Source organism: Hephaestia mangrovi (assembly GCF_019880555.1).
Classification (GTDB): Bacteria; Pseudomonadota; Alphaproteobacteria; order Sphingomonadales; family Sphingomonadaceae; genus Sphingomonas; species Sphingomonas mangrovi.
Genome location: NZ_JAINVU010000007.1, coordinates 23,927 through 44,898 on the forward strand (window position 1 = coordinate 23,927; position 20,972 = coordinate 44,898).

Annotated in this window: 19 protein-coding genes and 1 tRNA gene; 7 read left to right on the forward strand and 13 right to left on the reverse strand. The window is 67.1% G+C overall.

All coding sequences use genetic code 11. The features are described from left to right. Positions 1–32 precede the first annotated feature (32 nt). Positions 33–743 carry an EF-hand domain-containing protein gene (locus tag K7G81_RS14865; RefSeq protein ID WP_223031612.1) on the forward strand — a complete coding sequence of 237 codons (711 nt, stop codon included), beginning with the start codon at positions 33–35 and terminating at the stop codon, positions 741–743. A 77-nt stretch (positions 744–820) separates the two neighbouring features. On the opposite strand, the gene K7G81_RS14870 is transcribed toward K7G81_RS14865, so the two are convergent. The 4 genes from K7G81_RS14870 to K7G81_RS14885 all read right to left on the reverse strand — a co-directional run bounded on the left by K7G81_RS14870 (position 821) and on the right by K7G81_RS14885 (position 4,624). Continuing rightward, on the reverse strand, positions 821–1,489 hold the full coding sequence (locus tag K7G81_RS14870; RefSeq protein ID WP_223031613.1) for a Spy/CpxP family protein refolding chaperone: 669 nt from the start codon (positions 1,487–1,489) through the stop codon (positions 821–823). An 815-nt stretch (positions 1,490–2,304) separates the two neighbouring features. Continuing rightward, positions 2,305–2,381, reverse strand: a tRNA-Pro gene (locus tag K7G81_RS14875). A 101-nt stretch (positions 2,382–2,482) separates the two neighbouring features. Beyond that, complete coding sequence (locus K7G81_RS14880) at positions 2,483–3,784, reverse strand: FAD-dependent oxidoreductase (protein ID WP_223031614.1); 1,302 nt, start codon at positions 3,782–3,784, stop codon at positions 2,483–2,485. Positions 3,785–3,847: 63 nt separating this feature from the next. Continuing rightward, positions 3,848–4,624 carry a CsgG/HfaB family protein gene (locus K7G81_RS14885; RefSeq protein WP_223031615.1) on the reverse strand — a complete coding sequence of 259 codons (777 nt, stop codon included), beginning with the start codon at positions 4,622–4,624 and terminating at the stop codon, positions 3,848–3,850. Positions 4,625–4,855: 231 nt separating this feature from the next. Here K7G81_RS14885 and lepA point away from each other — a divergent pair, with 231 nt between their 5' ends. Genes lepA through K7G81_RS14905 form a run of 4 tightly spaced genes read left to right on the forward strand, consistent with a single transcriptional unit; the run spans position 4,856 to position 10,134 of the window. Continuing rightward, on the forward strand, positions 4,856–6,667 hold the full coding sequence (gene lepA, locus K7G81_RS14890; protein ID WP_223031616.1) for a translation elongation factor 4: 1,812 nt from the start codon (positions 4,856–4,858) through the stop codon (positions 6,665–6,667). Positions 6,668–6,692: 25 nt separating this feature from the next. Beyond that, positions 6,693–7,682 carry a glycosylasparaginase gene (locus K7G81_RS14895; protein ID WP_223031617.1) on the forward strand — a complete coding sequence of 330 codons (990 nt, stop codon included), beginning with the start codon at positions 6,693–6,695 and terminating at the stop codon, positions 7,680–7,682. Positions 7,683–7,735: 53 nt separating this feature from the next. Further along, entirely contained in the window at positions 7,736–8,785 is a 1,050-nt protein-coding gene (locus K7G81_RS14900; protein WP_223031618.1) for a DUF2336 domain-containing protein, read from the forward strand. After that, entirely contained in the window at positions 8,782–10,134 is a 1,353-nt protein-coding gene (locus K7G81_RS14905; RefSeq protein ID WP_223031619.1) for a sensor histidine kinase, read from the forward strand. Before K7G81_RS14900 ends, K7G81_RS14905 begins: the two co-directional genes overlap by 4 nt. 12 nt (positions 10,135–10,146) lie before the next feature. Here the strand turns inward: K7G81_RS14905 and K7G81_RS14910 are convergent, their stop codons facing one another. The 3 genes from K7G81_RS14910 to gltX are packed head-to-tail and all read right to left on the reverse strand — an operon-like array spanning position 10,147 to position 13,077. Next, positions 10,147–10,344, reverse strand: a complete 198-nt coding sequence (locus tag K7G81_RS14910; RefSeq protein ID WP_223031620.1) for a hypothetical protein — start codon at positions 10,342–10,344, stop codon at positions 10,147–10,149. 3 nt (positions 10,345–10,347) lie between these two features. Then, a complete protein-coding gene (locus K7G81_RS14915) occupies positions 10,348–11,631 on the reverse strand; it encodes a citrate synthase (protein ID WP_223031621.1) in 1,284 nt (427 codons plus the stop codon). A gap of 27 nt (positions 11,632–11,658) precedes the next feature. After that, positions 11,659–13,077: a glutamate--tRNA ligase gene (gltX, locus tag K7G81_RS14920; protein ID WP_223031622.1), complete on the reverse strand. Its 1,419-nt coding sequence runs from the start codon at positions 13,075–13,077 to the stop codon at positions 11,659–11,661. Positions 13,078–13,105: 28 nt separating this feature from the next. Between gltX and K7G81_RS14925 the strand changes: the two genes are divergently transcribed. After that, complete coding sequence (locus tag K7G81_RS14925) at positions 13,106–15,310, forward strand: ComEC/Rec2 family competence protein (protein WP_223031623.1); 2,205 nt, start codon at positions 13,106–13,108, stop codon at positions 15,308–15,310. Here the strand turns inward: K7G81_RS14925 and lexA are convergent. The 6 genes from lexA to K7G81_RS14955 all read right to left on the reverse strand — a co-directional run bounded on the left by lexA (position 15,301) and on the right by K7G81_RS14955 (position 20,264). Next, positions 15,301–15,975 carry a transcriptional repressor LexA gene (gene lexA, locus K7G81_RS14930; RefSeq protein WP_223031624.1) on the reverse strand — a complete coding sequence of 225 codons (675 nt, stop codon included), beginning with the start codon at positions 15,973–15,975 and terminating at the stop codon, positions 15,301–15,303. The two genes, K7G81_RS14925 and lexA, sit on opposite strands and share 10 nt — an antisense overlap. Before the next feature lie 55 nt (positions 15,976–16,030). Continuing rightward, positions 16,031–17,221 (reverse strand): molybdopterin molybdotransferase MoeA, encoded by a 1,191-nt coding sequence (locus tag K7G81_RS14935; protein ID WP_223031625.1) that lies wholly within the window; start codon positions 17,219–17,221, stop codon positions 16,031–16,033. Positions 17,222–17,441: 220 nt separating this feature from the next. Continuing rightward, positions 17,442–17,909, reverse strand: a complete 468-nt coding sequence (gene moaC / locus K7G81_RS14940) for a cyclic pyranopterin monophosphate synthase MoaC (protein ID WP_223031626.1) — start codon at positions 17,907–17,909, stop codon at positions 17,442–17,444. Continuing rightward, positions 17,906–18,691: an indole-3-glycerol phosphate synthase TrpC gene (gene trpC, locus K7G81_RS14945; RefSeq protein WP_223031627.1), complete on the reverse strand. Its 786-nt coding sequence runs from the start codon at positions 18,689–18,691 to the stop codon at positions 17,906–17,908. The genes moaC and trpC overlap by 4 nt, the downstream gene beginning before the upstream one ends. Beyond that, positions 18,688–19,683 carry an anthranilate phosphoribosyltransferase gene (gene trpD, locus K7G81_RS14950; RefSeq protein ID WP_223031628.1) on the reverse strand — a complete coding sequence of 332 codons (996 nt, stop codon included), beginning with the start codon at positions 19,681–19,683 and terminating at the stop codon, positions 18,688–18,690. The genes trpC and trpD overlap by 4 nt, the downstream gene beginning before the upstream one ends. Beyond that, a complete protein-coding gene (locus K7G81_RS14955) occupies positions 19,680–20,264 on the reverse strand; it encodes an anthranilate synthase component II (RefSeq protein ID WP_223031629.1) in 585 nt (194 codons plus the stop codon). Before K7G81_RS14955 ends, trpD begins: the two co-directional genes overlap by 4 nt. Positions 20,265–20,415: 151 nt before the next feature. On the opposite strand from K7G81_RS14955, the gene K7G81_RS14960 reads away from it, so the two are divergent. Continuing rightward, the gene (locus K7G81_RS14960; protein ID WP_223031630.1) at positions 20,416–20,925 is read left to right on the forward strand and encodes a hypothetical protein; all 510 of its coding nucleotides are present in this window, start codon (positions 20,416–20,418) and stop codon (positions 20,923–20,925) included. Positions 20,926–20,972: the final 47 nt, after the last annotated feature.

Sequence of the window (20,972 nt, forward strand, 5' to 3'; positions counted from 1 at the left end):
CCAATGCCCCTCGATCATCCGAGGGAGTTTCGATGAAAAAAGTGCTGATCCCCTGTCTGCTGCTGGCGACCACCGGCTGCGCGGGCAACCATCCGCGGGGTTTCGACGGACCACCGCCGCCCGGCGGCAATGGCGGCCGACCGCTTGACGCGCGACTGTTCGTCAGCCCGATGGGAGAGCCTTTTCGTGGCGACGAAGACGGCCTTCGCCCGCAGGACGTCTGGTTTCGCGCCGCCGACCGCAACGGCGACGGCGCGATCACCGTCGATGAAATGGCCGCCGACGCCGATCGCTTCTTCGCGATACTCGATCGCAACCGGGACGGCGGGATCGATCCTGACGAGGTGGCCTATTACGAAAAGGTCCTGCTCCCCCAATCGGGCGGTGGAGATGGTCCGCCACGCGGCGGCCGCCCCGACGGCGAAGATCACGGTCATGGTCCGGGCCGGCGGCGGCCGCCGGGTGGCGGATTTGGTGGCGGAGGATCGCCGCCTGGCGGCGGCCAGCCACCCCGCGGAGGTGATGATCACGCATCGAAAGATGATCGCCCCGACTACAGCGCGATGGGTGCGTCGCGGTTCGGCTACCTAAGGCTGCCCGAGCCGGTCAGTGCCGCGGATACCGATTTCAATCGCACCATTACACAGCTGGAGTTCGAGGCGGCGGCGAGACAGCGTTTTGCGCTGCTCGATCGCAATCACGATGGCCGGATCGTGCCAGGCGAATTGCCGCATCTCCGATAGGCCGGACGCAACGAGGCCCGCGCACGAAGCGCGGGCCTCTCCCCCGATGTGGGGCTGAGCCTTGGGAGAGCTCGAGCTCAGCCGTGTTGAGGGGGCGGGGGCGCGCCTTCCGGCCCGTCGCCGGGCCCATCGGGGGCCGGACCGCGCTGCGCGCGCGGACCGGGGCCGAACATCGGATCGTGCGACAGCCGGAGGTAGGCTCCGAACCGATCCTTCTGCTCGGGATTCAAGCTGGCATAGAACGCCTTGAGCGCATCCACGCGCCCGTTCTCGTCGCCGGCGTGGCGCTGCATATCGGCCAGTCGCTCGTCGAAACTCTTTTCCGGCGGCGGCCCATCGATGTCGCCGCCCGGTCCGCCTTGCGGGTGACGCGGCAGGCCCTGCTGATCGGCATGATCCCCGGCCGGCGAGGGGGGCGATTCCGGCGTACGGTTCGCCGTCAGCCACGCCGCAAGCGATTGGCGTTGTCCGGCGTCAAGCGACAGCAGCATGGCCAGATCGTCGGCGCGACGCGCGATCGGGTCTTCATGCTGAGCCGTCGCGGGCGGGCGCGGCGGCTGCGCCGCAACTGCGGGAGCGGCGATGCCCAGTGCGAGGGCAATCGGCAATACGGATAATCTCATTGAAGGTTTCTCCTGGTCGGTTGACCAGAACAGGCTCGATCCCGCGGAAAGCCCAGCATCCCGGTCATGCGCCAGCGCCCGGTTTGCGGTGATTTCACCAGCAACTGGCCGCAGCTTCGACACCGGGCGTAGCGCTGGCCCGTCCTTGGGGACGCAAGCTCTATGTCGCGTCCCGGCACGTGTCGTCCGCGCTGACAATCGGCGATCCGTCGGGTCATGATCTGCTCCTTGCAGGCCATGCTACCGCGCCATGTTTCCGTGAGATTTCCCGAAAAGCCCTTTTGCGCTTTGCAATCGCTTTTCGAGCCCTGGCTTCAATTTTGGACGAGGGCTGGCGAGGGCGGCGCGGATCCCGAACCTGCTGTTCAGATCTCGCCCTGTTTCCTTTTCCCTGTCGAATTGGCCGTCGCGGGAATGATTCGGAAACAGATTGTCGCAACGGGAGCCCGCCGGTTGCAGTCACCCTTTGGTAAGGGCGGCCATCCGTGCCGTATTGCGTTCGATCGCGGACGACAGCCTCGACCGCGGCTCCAAGTCGCTCAGTGATGCTGGTCGGTTATCGCGCCGTCAAGCACACGGTAATAGAAGCCGATTTCGGTCCCTCCCCAGTGCCTCTCATGATTCCGTAATGGGGGTGCTTACAGACTTCGCTGAGTTACATTGTGATGTCTGCTTTGTTGGGTCTTTTCCTCCAAACCGGACAGGCAGCAACCGGCCCAGTTGCAGCCGATGTACGAAGGCGACCTAGCAGACGTGGGTTGTCTGCTTATGTCATGATCTGACGTTCAGCTCGGAAATCGGGGACCGCAGCTTCGTCCCAACGTCGGTCATTTTTTTGGGGCAGGCTATTGCCTGATCGAAGGCCCAATAAAGCCACCCCGGCTTTTCCGTACATTTTCCGTACGCAGCGAAGATATGCTCGCTAAGTGATTGATAAATGGTCGGGGAGAGAGGATTCGAACCTCCGGCCCCTGCCTCCCGAAGGCAGTGCTCTACCAGGCTGAGCTACTCCCCGACGGAGTATGACGGTGTCGGCAGCGGTCGCCGTTCCGTCAGCTTGGAGGCGCGCCTATACCCAGCCCGCGGGGGCCGCGCAAGCGTTGTGATGCGCCTGGCTCAACTTCCCTCGCGTGCGCCGAGCAGCGTTTCCACCGAGGTGAATTTCTCGCGCGGTGCGCCGGCGCGGGCGCGGCCGATCTCCGCTTTGTCGATCGCCTGCCAGTCGCGAAAGGTGACGACATCGACGTCGCGTGCCGCCAGCAGTGCGTCGAGCCCGGGCCGGCCCTGCTTCGCGCTTGCGGCGGGCAGATCTTCGGCCAGGTGCTCGGCGATCAGGAAGCCGTCGGGGCGGTTGGTGCCGATCGTGCCCGTCGGCCCGCGCCGCGCCCAGCCGACCGCATACAGGCCCGGCGCGATGCGGCCGTCGTCATTGGCGAAGCGCCCGGCGCGAGTGTCGAACGGCACGCCAGGGATCGGGGAGGTGCGATAGCCGATGCAACTGACCACCAGCCCGGCGGGCACGGCATAGGTGTCGCCGGTGCCTTCGGCGCGGCCGTCGGGGGTAAGGCGGGTGCGTTCGACGATCACCCGTTCGGCCCGCTCCGCGCCCTCGATCGCCACTGGCCGCGCGAAGAAATCGAACACGATTTCGATCGGTTTGTCCGCTGGCTGCTTGATGAAATCGCGCAGCAGCGAAACCGATTTGCGCTGCCCCGGTTCGAGCTCTGCATCGGCCTCGATCGGCGGAAAGTCGGCCGCGTCGACCAGCGGCACGGCGCGCGCCAGATGGCCGAGCTCGCCCAGTTCCTTGGGCGTCATCGCGATCTGGTGCGGTCCGCGCCGGCCGAGGAGGGTGACGCGGTTGATGGCGTGGCCGCGCAAGCCTTCCAGCGCATGCGCGACGATGTCCGAGCCGGCGAACTCGGCTTCGGTCTTGGCCAGAATCCGCGCGACGTCCAGCGCGACATTGCCGTTGCCGATGACGACCGCGCCGGGGCCGTCGAGCACCGGGGCCAGCGCTTCATGATCGGGATGGCCGTTATACCACCCGACGAACGCCGCCGAGCCGACCACGCCGGGCAGGTCCGCGCCGGGAATGTCGAGCGGCCGGTCGGCCGGCGCGCCGGTCGCCAGCACGACGGCGTCGTAAAGCGCGCGCAGTTCGTCGATCGACACCTGCTCGCCGATCGTGACATTGCCGACGAAGCGCACATTGTCGGTCAGCGCGACCGCCTCGTAGCGGCGCGAGACGTTCTTGATCGACTGGTGATCGGGCGCGACGCCGGATCGAATCAGCCCGAACGGCACCGGCAGCCGATCGATGATATCGACGCGGACATCCTCGCCGAACGTCTTCTGGCAGGCCTCCGCCGTGTAATAGCCGGCCGGCCCCGAGCCGACGATCGCCACGTGCCGCATATACCGGGCTCCTTGGTCAGGAGCCCGGTGTATCCGTCTGAAACCGCGGAGGGAAGGGGCGCTTTAGTGCGCTTCTGGTGCCGCCGCCGCCGCATCGGCCGGCAAGCCGCCGAGCTGAGTCACCAGCTTGGTGTAGGCATCGAGATAGGCGAGCACGATCACCTGGCCGATCTCGGTATTCTGATAGCCGCCGCCACCTGCCGCGGCGAGGCCGCCCCACCATCCCGAGCCGGCGCCACCGCCGAAGCCGATATCGGTCTTGCGGGCATAGCCTTCGGTCAGCGCCTGTTCCTCGGTTGTGCGGGCGTTGACGAGCGACAGCGTGACGTTGGCTTCCTTCTTCTTCAGGTTGATGCCGCCGGCCAGCGCGCCGATCACGCCGTGGCCGATCACACCGCCAAGCAGCCCGCCGAAGCCGCCGCCACCCGAATTGCGGTTGGCTGTAACGATGTCGGGCTGGATGAAATAATCAGCGGCACGGACTTGGCCGCGCCCGAGGTTGGAGCCGGCCTGCAGTTCACCCTGATCGGCGAGCGCGCGTTCCATGGCCCGGCTCTGCATCGAGCGGCCGCGATTGACGAGTGTGAAGCAGCCGGATTGCATGATGAAGACCTTGAGCACCGCTTCCGGGCTGCCGAGGTTGAGTTCGCGCCACCATTGGTTGTCGGGCTCGACGATCGCGATCGTGCCGAGGTTGCGCGTGCAATGCGGAATTTGCTGCTCGCCCTTTTCCTGCGCCTGATGGCCGGAAGATCCCCGGTCCTGGTGCTGAGCCGTGGCCGGCGTGGTAGCGAACGCAACACTTGCGGCGGCAACGGCGCCGACGATCAACTTACGCATTTCCCAATGATCCCCCGTTTATCTGCGGATGGTATACTCCACGTACTCGCCGGCAGAATTACACCGGCAACCTTCGGTTGCGAGCCGAAACTCAAATCCTCTTGGTCCCCGAATTTCGCTAACACAAGTTGGGATTTTGGCCTAGCCTCAAGTAGTCGGCGCATGGCTTTTGGCTTTGGCTGCGAACGCTGCTATCGGCCGCATTCGACCCTTCGGCAGACTGTATCGATCGTGACGACATCCCAGAAAAATATCCGTAATTTCAGCATTATTGCCCATATCGACCATGGCAAGTCGACGCTCGCCGATCGGCTGATTCAGGTGACCGGTGGGCTGACCGAGCGCGAGATGCAGGCGCAAGTGCTTGATAATATGGAGATCGAGCGCGAGCGGGGGATTACGATCAAGGCCCAGACCGTCCGCCTCAACTATATTGCGAGCGACGGGGAGACCTATGAGCTCAACCTGATGGATACGCCGGGCCATGTCGACTTCGCTTATGAGGTGTCACGCAGCCTGGCCGCGTGCGAGGGCGCGCTGCTGGTGGTCGATGCCGCACAGGGTGTGGAGGCGCAGACGCTCGCCAACGTCTATCAGTCGATCGAGCATGACCATGAGATCGTCCCCGTCATCAACAAGATCGATCTGCCGGCCGCCGATGTCGACAAGGTGAAGGCGGAGATCGAGGACATCATCGGCCTCGATGCGTCGGACGCGGTGCAGACCAGCGCCAAATCGGGGATCGGCATCGAGGACGTGCTGGAAGCGATCGTCAAGCGCATCCCCGCGCCGAAGGGCGACCGCGACGCGCCGCTGAAGGCGATGCTGGTCGACAGCTGGTACGACCCGTATCTGGGCGTCGTCATCCTGGTGCGGGTGATGGAAGGCACGCTGAAGAAGGGCCAGCAGATCAAGTTCATGCAGGCGGGCACCACCCATCTGATCGACCGTGTCGGCTGCTTCCGCCCCAAGATCGAGCAGTTGAGCGAATTGAGCGCCGGCGAGATCGGCTTCATCACCGCGCAGATCAAGGAAGTCGCGCAGACCGCGGTCGGCGACACGATCACCGACGCCAGGCGCCCCACCGACACGCCTTTGCCGGGCTTCAAGGAAGTCCAGCCGGTGGTGTTCTGCGGGCTGTTCCCGGTCGACGCCAACGACTTCGAGAAACTCCGCGAGAGCATTTCCAAGCTGCGGCTCAACGATGCGTCGTTCAGCTTCGAGATGGAAACCTCGGCAGCGCTCGGCTTCGGCTTCCGCTGCGGGTTCCTGGGGCTGCTCCACCTCGAGATCATTCAGGAGCGGCTGACGCGCGAATATGATCTCGACATCATCACCACCGCGCCGAGCGTGGTCTATCAGATCGAGCTGACCCATGGCGGCGGTCACATCGAGCTGCACAATCCAGCCGACATGCCCGATCCCAACAGGATCGAGTCGATCGCCGAGCCGTGGATCGAGGCGGTGATCTATTGCCCCGACGAATATCTCGGCTCGATTCTCAAGCTCTGCCAGGACCGGCGCGGCATCCAGAAGAACCTGACCTATGTCGCGGGCCGCGCGCAGGTGACGTACGAGCTGCCGCTGAACGAAGTGGTGTTCGATTTCTACGACCGGCTGAAGAGCATTTCGCGCGGCTATGCGAGCTTCGACTATCACCAGATCGGCTATCGCGAGGGCGATCTCGTCAAGATGTCGATCCTGGTGAATGGCGAGGCCGTGGATGCGCTGTCGATGATCGTCCACCGCTCGACCGCCGAGGCGCGGGGCAGGGGCATGTGCGAGCGGCTGAAGGACCTGATCCCGCGCCACCTGTTCAAGATCCCGATCCAGGCGGCGATCGGCGGCAAGGTGATTGCTCGCGAGACGATCGCGGCGCTGCGCAAGGACGTTACCGCGAAATGCTATGGCGGCGACGCGACGCGCAAGCGCAAGCTCTTGGAAAAGCAGAAAGAGGGCAAGAAGCGGATGCGCGAATATGGCAGCGTCAGCATCCCGCAGGAGGCGTTTATCGCGGCGTTGCGGATGGGGGATGAGGGCTGATGCGCAGGTTAGCAAAAGGGCGGCGATGATCGACAGACGGGGTGCATTGGGGCTTGGCGCGGCGGCGGCGGTTGCCGCGACGGGCAAGGCGGTTGCCGCCGAGGACGATCCGATCGCGGTCGTCTCGACCTGGAATTTCGGCAAGGCAGCGAATGCGGCGGCACTCGCCACGTTCAAGGCGGGGGGCAGCCCGCTCGACGCGGTAGAAGCCGGCGCGCGGGTGCCCGAGGCGGACCCAGATAATCACTCGGTCGGGCTGGGCGGTTATCCCGACCGCGACGGGCATGTGACGTGTGACGCGATCATCATGGACGATGCCGGCGGCTGCGGCGCGGTGGCGGCGATCGAGGACGTGGTGCACGCGATCACCGCCGCGCGGCTGGTGATGGAGAAGACGCCGCACACGATGCTGGTCGGCGAGGGCGCGACGCGGTTCGCGCATGAACAGGGGTTGCCCAAGGCCAATCTGCTGACACCGGCGGCCGAGAAGGCGTGGAAGGAGTGGCTCAAGACCGCGAAATACCAGCCGGTCGCGAATATCGAGAACGCGCTGCCCTCGCCGCCGGGATCGGTGCGCAATCACGATACGATCGGGATCATGGCGCGAGCGCGCGACGGGCGGATGGCGGCGGCGTGCACCACATCGGGCATGGCGTTCAAGATGCGCGGCCGGGTAGGCGATTCACCGCAGGCCGGGTGCGGGCTGTTCATCGAGAAGGGCGTCGGCGCGGCGGCTTCGACCGGGGTGGGCGAAGAGGTGATCCGCATCGCGGGCACGGCGCGGGTGGTCGCCTCGATGCGTGCCGGCATGTCACCGATGGCGGCGTGTCGCGAGGCGTGCGAGCATATCGCGCACCTGCGTGGCGACGCGATCAAGGAGCTTCAGGTCGGTTTCCTGGCGCTGTCCGCGACGGGCGAGGTTGGCGCGTTCGCGCTGATGCCGGGTTTCACCTATGCGGTGACACGGCATTCCGGCGCCACCGAAGTGTCCCCATCTGGGAGCCTGTTCGGCTGATTACCCCGGGAAAGATAACTTCACTTTAACGATGAATCCGGTAGCCGAAGGGTATGCCGGGTGCTTCTCACGAACCCGCGACGGGCTTCGCGCCCGCCGTCGATGCGCTGATCGCACGCGCGGCGGTGGCCGATGCGCGTGCGCCGCATTTCGCGGCCAGCATCGCGGCCGATCTCGCGACCCCGGCGCCGTGGCGGCTCGACGATGAGACGCGTGCGCTGATCCTTGCCGATCTCGATCGGCTGGTGGGGGCGATCGCTGCCGATCTGCGGCTCGCCGGGGGGCGCAACGCTGTCGAGGTGCCGGCGATGGAGACCGGCCGGCCGCTTACCGAACGGCTGATCTCGGGCGGATTGTTCGACAATCCCGATTTTGCCCGCGAAATGGCGGCACGCGCCTGGATCAACGTGATCGGCGCCCATCTGCCCGCCGGCGATGCCGATCCCGATCAGCCCAGCCTGTTGCCGCGGCTCGCCAATGCGCACGATCGACTGATCGCGAGCGCGGCGAGCGCCTTGATGGCGGCGCAAGGACGGCGGCGCACCGGCGGCCTCGATGCCGGCCGGGACGATCTGCCTGCCGAACTGCAGCATTATCTCGTCTGGTGGGTCGCCGCCGCGCTGGGCGCGGCGCGCGCGCAGGACGCCGGTGTCGTGGAGGGGGCGCGGCGGGCGCTCGCCGCGCATGACGAGGGCGGCCGTCTCGAAGCAGTCGCCGAGCGGCTCGTTGCCGCGCTCGATCCAGACGAGGAGGCGCTGCCAGGGCTGATCGGAGATGCGCTCGATGATCGCAACCTCACTCTGCTCGCCGCGCTGATCGCGCATGGCCTGGCGCTCGATGTCGCCGCCGCGCGGACGATCCTGATCGATCCGGCGGGGGACCGGCTCTGGCTCGCCATGCGCGCGCTCGATTTGCCGCGCGATCTCGTCGTCCGGCTCGGCATGGCCCTGGCGACCGCCGATCGCCGGCGCGACGAGCATGGCTTTCTTGATCTCCTCGATCCGATGATGGCGCTGGCGCCGGCCGAAGCTGCTGTGGCGCTGGCTCCCATCCGCCTGCCGCAAACCTATCGCGTGGCTCGTGCCGCGCTGGCGCGGCCATGACCGTGATCGAGCCGACGCTGCCCGTGGTGCGGGGTCTGGTCGATCGTGACGGCCGGCTGGTCGAGGCCGATGCGCCGCTCGAGGAAGTCAACGCGCGCGCCGGGGGCCGTCTCGGCGGGGCGCTGACCATACCGGCAATCGCGCATCTCGTGCGCCTCGCCGGCCAGCTCCGCACGACCATCTCGCGGTCGGCGCGGATGGCGGATGGCGATCAGGATGTCGAAGCCTGGGTGCGTGCCATGCCGGAAGACGGAAGCGTGCGCATCGAGATTACCAATTGGCGCTCGCGGCCCGCCGGGGGAGCTTTGGGCGATGCGGTCGAAGCGTGGCAATGCCCCGCCGCGGCCGAAGCCGAATGGCGCTGGGAAACCGATGCGGCGCTCCATCTCACCTATGTCGCGGTGGCGCCTGACGTGCACGACGGCCGCGATCTCGCTGCGCTGCTCGGGCAACCGCTGACCCGGCTGTTCGCAATTGACATGGCCGATCCGGAACCGCCGATCCTGCGCGCCTTGTCGCTTCATCAGCGCTTCGACGGCCAGGCGGCGGTGGTGCGCGCGAGCGGTCGCGCGGTGCAGCTGGAGGGTATGCCGCGCCGCGACGGCGCCGGACGTTTCGCCGGGTTCGCCGGGGCTGCCCGCTACGATCGTGGTGGCGATGCCGCGCCGGCATTCGGCGACGGCGCGTTCAACACCCGGCTCGACAGCGCGCTGCGGGGGCCGCTGGGCGCGATCATCGCCAATGCCGATGCGATCCAGGCACAGAATGACGGTGCGCTTGCCGGCACGTATGCCGAATATGCCGGCGACATCGCCACGGCGGGGCGGCATCTGCTGGGGCTGGTCGACGATCTCGTCGATCTTCAGGCGATCGAGCGCAGCGATTTTCACGTCGCCGCCGAAGCGATCGACCTCGCCGATCTCGCGCGCCGCGCCGCCGGCCTGTTGCAGGTCAGGGCGAGCGCCAAGCAGGTGCGCATCGATCGCCCGGCGGCGGGCGAAAACCTGCCGGCGAGCGGAGAGTTCCGGCGCGTGCTGCAAATCCTGGTCAATCTGATCGGCAATGCAGTGCGCTATTCGCCCGAAGGCAGCGTCGTATGGGTGCGCGCCGAGCGTATCGCCGGAGAGGCCGCGGTGATCGTCGCCGATCAGGGCAAGGGAATCGCGCCCGAAGACCAGGCGCGGATCTTCGAAAAATTCGCGCGCGTCGATCCCAATGAGCCGGGCGGCAGCGGCCTTGGCCTTTATATTTCCAGGAGGCTCGCGCGCGCGATGGCGGGCGATATCGCGGTCGATAGCGCGCCGGGGCAGGGCGCGCGCTTCACCTTGACGCTCCCGTCGCGCGGGTAGCGCCGCGCCGACCTATCGGCGCCGGGTGCGCAGCAGGACGACCACGCCGACCACGACCAGCGCAGCGCCGCGGATCGCCCATTCCTGCTGGCCGAGCATGAAGCTCGAGCTCGGCCAATTGATGAAGCCCAGCCCCTGGCCGATCCACAACAGCCCGATCAGCAGCGCGATCGCGCCGACGATGGTCAGGATCGGCCGCAGCCAGCGCATCTTTTAGCGCTTGTCGATCGCGACGTAGTCGCGCTGCGTCGGGCCGGTGTACAACTGCCGGGGACGCCCGATCTTCTGCGCCGGGTCCGAGATCATCTCGTTCCACTGCGCGACCCAGCCGACGGTGCGGGCGAGCGCGAACAGCACGGTGAACATCGAGGTGGGGAAGCCGATCGCCGAGAGGATCACGCCCGAATAGAAATCGACGTTGGGGAACAGCTTCTTCTCGACGAAATAATCGTCCTTCAATGCCATTTCCTCGAGCTGCAAGGCAACGTCGAACACCGGATCGGTAACCTTCATCGCCTTGAACACTTCGCGCACGGTCTTCTGCATCACCGTCGCGCGGGGGTCGTAATTCTTGTAGACGCGGTGGCCGAAGCCCATCAGGCGGAAGGGATCGTCCTTGTCCTTCGCGCGCTCGATATAGTGCGGGATTTTGTCGGGCGTGCCGATCTCGCGCAGCATGTTGAGCGCCGCTTCGTTGGCGCCGCCATGCGCCGGGCCCCACAGACAGGCGATGCCCGCCGCGATGCACGCGAACGGATTGGCGCCCGACGAACCGGCGAGCCGCACGGTCGAGGTCGAGGCGTTCTGCTCGTGATCGGCATGGAGGATGAAGATGCGGTCCATCGCCTTCTCGACCGCGGGATCGACCACATATTCCTCGGCCGGAACGCCGAAGGTCATGCGCAGGAAATTGGCGGTGTAGCTGAGGTCGTTCTGCGGATAGAGGAACGGCTGGCCCACTGAATATTTATACGCCATCGCCGCGATCGTCGGCATCTTGGCGATCAGGCGGTGGCTGGCGATCGTGCGCTGCTCAGGGTCCGATATGTCGGTCGAATCGTGGTAGAAGGCGCTGAGCGCGCCCACCACGCCGCACATGATCGCCATCGGGTGCGCGTCGCGCCGGAAGCCGCGGAAGAAGGTCGCGAGCTGCTCATGCACCATCGTGTGGCGGGTGATGGTGTTCTTGAAGGTGCTGAGATCGTCCTTCGACGGCAGCTCGCCATTCAACAGCAGATAGGCGACTTCCATGAAGCTCGATTGCTCGGCGAGCTGGCCGATCGGGTAGCCGCGATGGAGCAGCACGCCCTCTTCGCCATCGATATAGGTCAGGCCCGATTCGCAGCTCGCGGTCGAGGTAAAGCCGGGGTCGTAGGTGAACTCGCCGGTCTGGGCGTAGAGCTTGCGGATGTCGATCACGTCGGGGCCGACGCTGCCGTGCAGCACCGGAAAGTCGGTATCCTTGCCGCCCACGGCCAGTTTAGCGGTGTCACTCATCCAATTCTTCCCTTCTTCTTCAACGCGTCAGGCCTGAACGGCCATGCGGTCGGCGATCCGCCCCAGACTTTCCTCGCGCCCGAGCAACTCGAGCACGTCAAAGATGCCGGGCGACGTCTTGCGCCCGGTGAGTGCGGCGCGAAGCGGCTGCGCGACCGCGCCCAGCTTCACGCCCGCCGCCTCGGCAACCTGCCGAACCGCAGCTTCGAGAGCGCCGCTCTCCCAGTCGTTCACGCTCGCGAGTGCGGCATGGACTCGGGCCAGCAGCGCCGGTGCGTCGCCCCCTAGCAGATCGGAAGCCGCGTCGTCCATTTCCAGTGGGCGCGTGCGAAAAAGGAACATCGCATTTTCGGCGAGCTCAATGAGATTGGCGGCGCGCGGCTTGAGCACGGGCATGGTGCGCTGCAGCAGATTACGCTGCGATGCGCTGAGTTCGAACGGCAAGCGCGGCGCGACGAGATCGGTCAGCCGGGCGTCGTCGGCCTCGCGAATATAATGGCCGTTCAGGTTCTCGAGTTTCTTGAAATCGAACCGAGATGGTGATTTTCCGACGCCGTCGAGATCAAACCATTCGATGGCTTGCTCGCGGCTGATGATCTCATCGTCGCCATGGCCCCAGCCGAGCCGCAGCAGGTAATTGTCGACCGCTTCGGGCAGCAGCCCCATCTCGTCGCGATAGGCATCGACGCCGAGCGCGCCGTGGCGCTTCGAGAGCTTGGCGCCATCCGCGCCGTGGATCAGCGGGATATGGGCATAGACCGGCTCGGCCCAGCCCATCGCCTTCATGAGCGGCAACTGGCGGAAGGCATTGTTGAGATGGTCGTCGCCGCGAATGACGTGGGTGACGCCCATATCGTGGTCGTCGACCACCACGGCGAGCATATAGGTCGGCGTGCCGTCCGAGCGGAGCAGGACGAAATCGTCGATCTCGCCATTCTGCACGGTGACGTCGCCCTGGACGCGATCGTGAATCGTCGTCGCGCCTTCGCGCGGCGCCTTGAGGCGAACGACGAACGGCGCGCGTTCCGGCGCCTCGGCGGGATCGCGGTCGCGCCAACGGCCATCGTAACGGATCGGCTTGCCCGCCGCTCGTTGTTCCTCACGAAGCGCCGCTAGTTCTTCCGGGGTGGCATAGCATTTGTAGGCGTGGCCGGCGGCGAGCATCTGCTGCGCGACCTCGGCGTGGCGTGCGGCGCGGGCAAACTGATGCACCGCCTCGCCGTCCCAATCGAGTCCGAGCCAGCGCATCCCGTCGAGAATCGCGTCGATCGCCGGCTGCGTCGAGCGCGCGCGATCGGTATCCTCGATGCGCAGCAGGAATTTCCCGCCGTGATGTCGGGCGAACAGCCAGTTGAACAAGGCGGTGCGGGCACCGCCGATGTGCAGGAAACCCGTCGGCGACGGGGCGAAGCGCGTGACCACGCCCGATTCGGTTGTTGCGCCCAAGCGCGCATGCTCCCAAGCTGTGAAATCGATGGCCAGTTCAGCCGCGCCCGCCCCTAGCACGGCACCCCGGCCGCTTCAAATCGCCGGCGGGTGGCTGGCGCGCGGCGGCGATGCGATCGAGGCATGGCTCGAGGCTGAGCGCGACCAGCTCGCGCTATGGCTGCCGGTGGCGATCGGAGCGGGGATAGCGGCGTGGTATCTGCTCGACGATTCGCGACAGTGGCTCGCGGTCGGGCTGGCATTGGCAGCGCTGGGAATCGCGGCCTTGGCGGTCGGCCGGCATGGGCGGGCGCTGCGCGTGGTGGCGATCGGCGCGCTGGCAGCAGTGATGGGCGTGGCGCTGATATGGTGGCGGGCCGAGCGTGTTGCGGCACCGGTGCTGGATCGGGCGGTGATCGCGCGATTCGTTGCGCGCGTCGACAGGGTCGACCCGCTGCCGGCGCGAGAACTGGTGCGGATCGAGGTCACGCCGATTTCGTCGCAGCCGACGGCATGCGCCGGGCGAACCTGCCCGCCGGCGACGCTGCCGCCCCATTTTCGCGTCAATCTGCAGGACAAGGACGTGCCGGTCGGGCTGGGGAGGGGCGCCGTGATCCGGCTGCGCGCGCGATTGATGCCGCCGCCGCAACCAGGCGTGCCGGGCGCTTATGATTATGCCCAGACCGCGTGGTTTCATCAGATCGGGGCGACCGGGCGCGGGTTCGCGCCGGTCGAGGTCATCGCGCCTGGGCGCGCCGGCGGCGACGGCATCCGGCCGCGGCTGACGCGGCATATCGAAGCGATGTTGCCGGGAAGCGCGGGCGGCATCGCGAGCGCGCTAGTCACCGGTGACACCGGGGCGATCGGCGAGAGTGACGCCGATGCCATGCGCCGCGCAGGACTGGCGCATTTGTTGTCGATCAGCGGGCTGCACGTCACCGCGGTAGTGGGGATCACGATGTGGCTGGTGCTGCGGTTGCTCGCATGGAGCCCGTGGCTGGCGCTCCGCTTCCGCTTGCCGATGGTCGCGGCCGGGGCCGGGGCGGTGGCGGCAGTCGGCTATACTTTGCTCGCGGGCGCCGAAGTGCCGACGGTGCGATCGTGCGTCGCGGCGCTGCTCGTGCTCGCGGCGATGATGCTCGGACGCGAGGCGATCACGCTGCGGCTGGTCGCCGCGGGCGCGGTGATCGTGCTCGCCTTGTGGCCCGAGTCGCTGGCTGGGCCGAGCTTCCAGCTGTCGTTCGCGGCCGTCACCGCGATCGTCGCGCTGCACGAACACCCGGCGGTGCGGCGGTGGGTGACCAAACGCGACGAACCGCTGTGGCGCCGGCTGTTGCGCGAGGCGGGCGGCCTGCTGCTGACCGGTCTGCTGGTCGAGGCGGCGCTGGCGCCGATAGCTTTCTACCATTTTCATCGCGAGGGGATGTATGGTGCGATCGCCAATATCGTCGCGATTCCGCTGACGACCTTCGTCGTCATGCCGTTCGAGGCGCTGGCATTGCTCTGCGACACGGTTGGGCTCGGCGCGCCGGTGTGGTGGCTGGTGGGCGTAGCGATGCGCGGGCTGCTGTGGATCGCGCATACTACCGCGGATGCGCCGGGCTCGGTCCAGATGCTGCCGTTGATGCCCGCAGGCGCGTTCGCGCTGATCGTGTTCGGCGGGCTGTGGCTGGCGCTATGGCGGACGCGCGTGCGGCGCTTGGGATTGGTGCCGCTCGCCATCGGCGCGGCGTGGGCACTGGCGACGCCTGCTCCCGATCTGCTGGTGACCGGCGATGGGCAGCATGTCGCGCTGCGGACGGCGAGCGGGATCGCCATTCTGCGCGAGCGTTCGGGCGATTATACCAAGGCGATGCTGAGCGAGAGCGGCGGCGTCGACAGCGACGAGGAGCCCGCCACGATCGCCGCGCTGCCCAACGCGCAATGCAGCCGCGATGCCTGTATCGTCGATCATCACGCCGGCGGGCGGGTCTGGCGGATCATGGCGACGCGGAGCGGCTATCTGATTCCGATCGACGATCTGGCCGCGGTCTGCCGGAACGCCGACATCGTCATTTCCGAGCGCTGGCTGCCGTCCCGATGCCGGCCCCGCTGGCTCAAGCTCGACAGCCACCTGTTGCGTCAGACCGGCGGGCTGGCGATCAGCCTGGCGAGGGGCCGGATCGCCTCCGTGACCACGCCGGGAGACCATCATCCATGGCGCGATCCGCCGTTGCTCAAACAACCGCCGCCGCCGTGGAAGCGTCAGTCGTAGCGGCGCAGCAGGCCAGCAAGACGACCCTGAACACGGACCTGATTGGGCGCATAACGCTGTGGATCGTATGAGCGATTGGCCGGATCGAGCCGGACCATTGCCCCTTCGCGGCGGAAATATTTGAGCGTCGCTTCATTGTCTTCGATCAAGGCGACCACGATCTCGCCGTCGCGCGCGGTTTCGGTGCGCCGGATCAGGGCATAATCACCATCGAGAATACCGGCATCGACCATCGAATCGCCCGACACCTCAAGCGCATAATGTTCGCCGCCACCAAGCAGCGCGGCCGGGACCGACAGCGACGATTGCCCCTCCAGCGCCTCGATCGGCGCGCCCGCCGCGATGCGGCCATGAAGCGGAATCTCGATCGTGTCGTTGGCCGGTTGCGGTGCAGGCTTCACGCTGGCTGGCGGCGCGACCCGTGCCGCGCCCTTGGGCCTGGCGTCCGACCGTTCGGGCATGCGCAGCACCTCCAGCGCGCGGGCGCGGTTGGGCAGACGGCGAAGATACTGGCGTTCCTCGAGCGCGCTGATCAGGCGGTGAACACCCGATTTCGATTTGAGATCGAGCGCTTCCTTCATCTCCTCGAACGAAGGCGAAATCCCCGTCTCGGCGAGACGATCATGAATGAAGCAGATCAACTCGTGCTGCTTGGCGGTGAGCATGCGCGGTCCTCCAAAGGAACAGACACGGAACGTTTATGAAATGTTCGTGTTCCTGTCAAGCGAGCGGCAGGATCTCCACCATTTCGCCGGCGGGCGCGGGCGGCGCATGGGGCGCGCGAACGATGAGGCAGCCGGCGCGCGCCAGCGTGAGGAGCATCGAACTGTCCTGGATGGTCGAGGCGTAGGCACGCCCGTCGACAAGCTCAGCGCGCAGATAATCGGTGCGCTCACCATTGGCGGAGATCGGCTCGCCAAGCGGAGCGGCCCAGCCGCGGGGCAGGGGATCGGCGGCGCCGGCCATCGCGGCAACCAGCGGCTTCAGGAACAAAGTGGCGGTGACGAAGGCGGAGACGGGGTTGCCGGGCAATCCGAGAACGACGGCGCCGCCGAGCCGGCCGGCGAGCATCGGCTTGCCGGGGCGCAACGCGATGCGCCAGAAATCGAGCGTTCCGCCCGCCGCCTCGAGCGCGGGGCGAACGAGATCGTGATCGCCGACCGATGCACCGCCGGTGGTGACGAGGATGTCGGCATCCATGCCGCGGAAAGCGTCGGCCAGTGCGTCCAGCCGGTCCGGCACGATCCCCAGATTGATCGTCTCGACCGGCAGATCGGCTAGCAGCGCGGCGATCATCGCACCGTTCGATTCGGGCAGCGCCAGCCCGGAAGCGGCGGAACCCGGCGGCGCCAGTTCGTCGCCGGTCGCCAGCGTCGCGACCCGGATGCGGCGGTTGACAGGAAGCGTGCCATGGCCGGCCGTCGCGGCGAGCCCGATGCGCGCCGGCGTCAACCGGTGCCCGGCGGCGATCAGGAGATCGCTCTCCTGAAAATCCAGACCTTTGCGACGGACATTTCGGCCGGCATGGGAGGGGCCTTCGCCGGTGAGAAGGAGCGCTTCCCCTTCGCGGCGCGCCTCTTCCTGGACGAGGACCGTATCGGCGCCGTCGGGCAGCGCGGCGCCGGTGAAGATGCGGACCGCCTCGCCGGGGGCGATCGAGCCGGCGAAGGGGCGTCCCGCGGCGCTTTCGCCAGCGACCCGCCAGGGGCCGGGCAGATCGGTGAAGCGTAGCGCGTAGCCATCCATCGCCGAGAGCGGGGCGGCGGGCTGGGTGCGGCGGGCGACGATATCGGCCGCGGCCCACCGGCCGGCGGCATCGCGCAACGTCACGGTTTCCGTGTCGACGCGCGGCGCAAGCGCGAACAGACGCGACTGCGCCTCGGCGACGGGCATCAGAGGCAAGCGTGGCATCACGCTGCGCCGGCGCCAGGGCGGTCGCGCGCAGGGCCATCCTCGCGCGAAGTTGACCAAATTGACGCCAACGAGCACTCCCGCATCATGGCTGTTCCGCGCCGCGCGAAAATCGGGTCTGCGGGCAGGGTGCGAAACTGGGTCAAAGCAGGAACGACATGGCACAACAGCGGGGCTGTAGGAAAGTCGTTTGTGTGGCCGCCGGCACCGTCAAACGGGCTCAAGCGGTGAAATCGCCCGATTTCCCGCCGGTCTTGCGGAGCAGACGAACCTCGCCGATGACCATCCGCTTGTCGAGCGCCTTGGCCATGTCATAGAGCGTCAGGAGCGCGACCGACGTTGCCGTCAACGCTTCCATTTCGACCCCGGTCCTGGCGTCGGTGGCGCAGGTCGCGGTGACGGTGACGCCGCTATCGTCCGGCGCGAGATCGAGCGTCACCCGCGACAGCGGCAACGGATGGCACAGCGGAATCAGATCGGCGGTCTTCTTCGCCGCCATGATGCCGGCGACGCGCGCCACGGCGAGGACATCTCCCTTGGCCACGGCACCGTCGCGGATCGCGCGCGCCGCCTCGGCCGTCATACTGATGCGCCCCGAAGCGACCGCTTCCCGCGCCGTTTCCGCCTTGCTGCCGACATCGACCATGCGCGCGGCGCCGTGATCGTCGAGATGAGTGAGCGCGCTCATCCGACCAGCGCGCGGGTCGCCGCTTCGATATCGGGCTGGCGCATCAGCGCCTCGCCGATCAGGAAGCAGTGAACGCCGCGTTCGGCCATGGCATCGAGATCGGCGCGCGTCATCAGGCCGCTTTCGGCGACGAAGGTGCAACCTTCAGGCGCCCGATCGACAAGCTCGTACGTCCTCGCAAAATCGACGGTGAAATCCTTGAGATTGCGATTGTTGACGCCGATCAGGCGCGATTGCAGCTTGAGCGCGCGATCGAGCTCCTCCTCGTCATGAACCTCGACCAGCACATCCATGCCGCATTCGATCGCCGCCGCCTCGATCTCGGCCAGCGACGCATCGTCGAGCGCGGCCATGATGAGCAGGATCGCGTCGGCGCCCATCGCGCGCGCCTCGGCCACTTGCCACGGATCGACCATGAAATCCTTGCGCAGCACAGGCAGTCGGCAGGCGGCGCGAGCGGCGATCAACGCCTCGGCCGAGCCTTCGAACCAACGCTCGTCGGTAAGCACAGAAAGGCAGGCGGCACCGCCGGCCTGGTAGGCGCGGGCATGGGCCGGGGGATCGAAGTTGGCGCGGATGAGGCCCTTGGACGGGCTGGCCTTCTTGACCTCGGCGATCAGCGCGTGGCCGGTCCTGGCCCTGGCGTCGAGCGCGATGCGGAAGCCGCGCGGCATGGATTGCGCCCTGGCCGCGGCCTCGATCGTGCTGAACGGCGTCGAGGCCTTGTGCGCGGCGACTTCCGCACGTTTGGTTTCCAGGATGCGGTCGAGCATCGTCGTCATGTATAGGCGATCCAGCGGTCGAGAAGCGTATCGGCAGCGCCCGAATCGATCGTCTCGGCGGCGAGCGCAGCACCATCAGTCAGCCTAGGCACTCGCCCGGCGACGATCAATGCGGCCGCGGCGTTGAGCAGCACCGCGTCGCGATAGGCGCCGGGCTCGCCGCGCAACAAGCGGCGCAGGGCAGCGGCGTTATAGGCCGGATCGCCGCCGGTGATCGCGCGGATCGGATGACGCGGCAGCCCGGCATCCTCCGGCGCGATACGATCGGCGAGACCGATCGAGCCGACCGCGACGGCGATCGTCGGGCCGGCGCCGGAGACTTCGTCGAGCCCTTCCTCGCCGGAAACGACCAGCGCGGCCTCGGTGCCGAGCTGTTCGAGCGCGGTGGCATAGATCGGCGCATAATCGGGGCGCGCGATGCCGATCAGCTGACGCGTGACGTGCGCCGGATTGGCGAGCGGCCCCATCAGGTTGAAGATCGTGCGGCGGCCGATCGCGCGGCGGATCGGGGTGATGCGCTTCATCGCGGGATGATGATTGGCGGCGAACAGGAAGCAGATGCCGAGATCGGTGAGCGTCCCTTCGGCCAGCGCGCCGGCGCGTTCCATGTCTAGCCCGAGTGCCTCCAGCGTGTCGGCGGCGCCCGCCTTGGACGAGGCGGCGCGGTTGCCGTGCTTGGCGACCGGCACGCCCGCCGCCGCGACGACCAGGCTGACGGCGGTCGAGACGTTGAGCGTGTGATGGCCATCGCCGCCGGTGCCGCAGACGTCGATCGCGCCGGGCGGCGCGGCGATCGGGATCAGGCGGTCACGCAGGGCAAGCGCGGCCTCGGCGATCTCGATCGCGGTTTCGCCGCGTTCGGAAAGCCCGATCAGGAAAGCGGCGATCGCTTGTTCCGAAGCCTTGGCGTCGAGGATGTCGGCGAACGCCTGCGCCGCCGTTTCGCGGGCAAGCGGGCTCGATGGATCGGGAAGGAGAGCGAGCGTGGTCACGCCGCGCGCTTCGCCTCGATCCCGGCGATGCCCAGGAAATTCGCGATCAGCGCATGGCCATGCTCGGTAGCGATGCTTTCGGGATGGAACTGCACGCCGTGGATCGGGAGCTTGACGTGGCGGAACCCCATGATCGCCGCATCGCTCGCGGTGGCATTGATCGCGAGCACCTCGGGCACGTCCTCGACGATCAGCGAATGGTAACGCGTCGCCTGGAACGGCGAGGGCAGGCCGGCGAACACGCCGGTGCCATCATGGCTGACCGGCGAGGTCTTGCCGTGCATCAGCCCGCCGCGCACCACCTTGCCGCCGAAATGCTGGCCGATTGCCTGATGGCCGAGGCACACGCCGAGCAGCGGCTTGCCGGCGTCAGCGCAGGCCGCGACGAGATCGAGCGAGATGCCGGCTTCATTGGGCGTGCAGGGGCCGGGCGAAATCAGAAAGCCTTGCGCGCCGCTCGCCAGCGCTTCGGCCGCGGTCAGCGCATCGTTGCGCTCGACGCGCACCTCGGCGCCCAGCGCCATCAGGTAATGGACCAGGTTCCAGGTGAAACTGTCGTAATTGTCGACGACCAGGATCATGCGCGCCGCCATAGCCGATGCACGGGCAATCGCAACCACGCGCACGAATTGCGCCCGAGCGCCTTGGATTTGCCGTGTTTGATCCCGACATCGGCGTTCAGCCCGGAGCAATCGGCGCTGGTTGACGTTGGTCGCCCAAGGAGACTCCTTCATGTTTCGTAGCCTGACCGCGATTGCCCTGTTGACGCTGCCTGCGGTCGCGTCGGCCCAGACCACGCCTGCCGCCAAGCCCGCGCCATCGAGCAACACGCGCACGCTGGCGCAGGCCGAGGCCACCGCGCCCGATGGCGAGAAGAAGCCCGACGAGGGCACGCTGGCGGCTTCGAACAGCTTGCCGCAAAAGGTGCGCAGCGTGACGGTGACGGGGGACAAGCCGTGCCCCAAATCGACCGGGGACGAGATCGTCGTCTGCTCGCGTGCCGACGCCGACGAGCAATATCGCATCCCGCCCAAATTCCGCGAGCTGCCGCATCCGGCCGCGAACAACTCATGGACCAATCGCGCGGCGGTGATCGATCAGGTTAGCCGCGAGGCGGGCAACCTGCCCAACACCTGCTCGGTCAACGGGTCGGGCGGGCAGACGGGGTGCTCGTGGCAGGCGCTGCAGCAATGGCAAGCCGAGATGCGCGCGAAGAAGCGCGCCGAGGAATCGGTTCCCTGAATCGTGCGATCGGCCGCTGCCGCGGCTTGCCCTTTGCGCCGGACGAG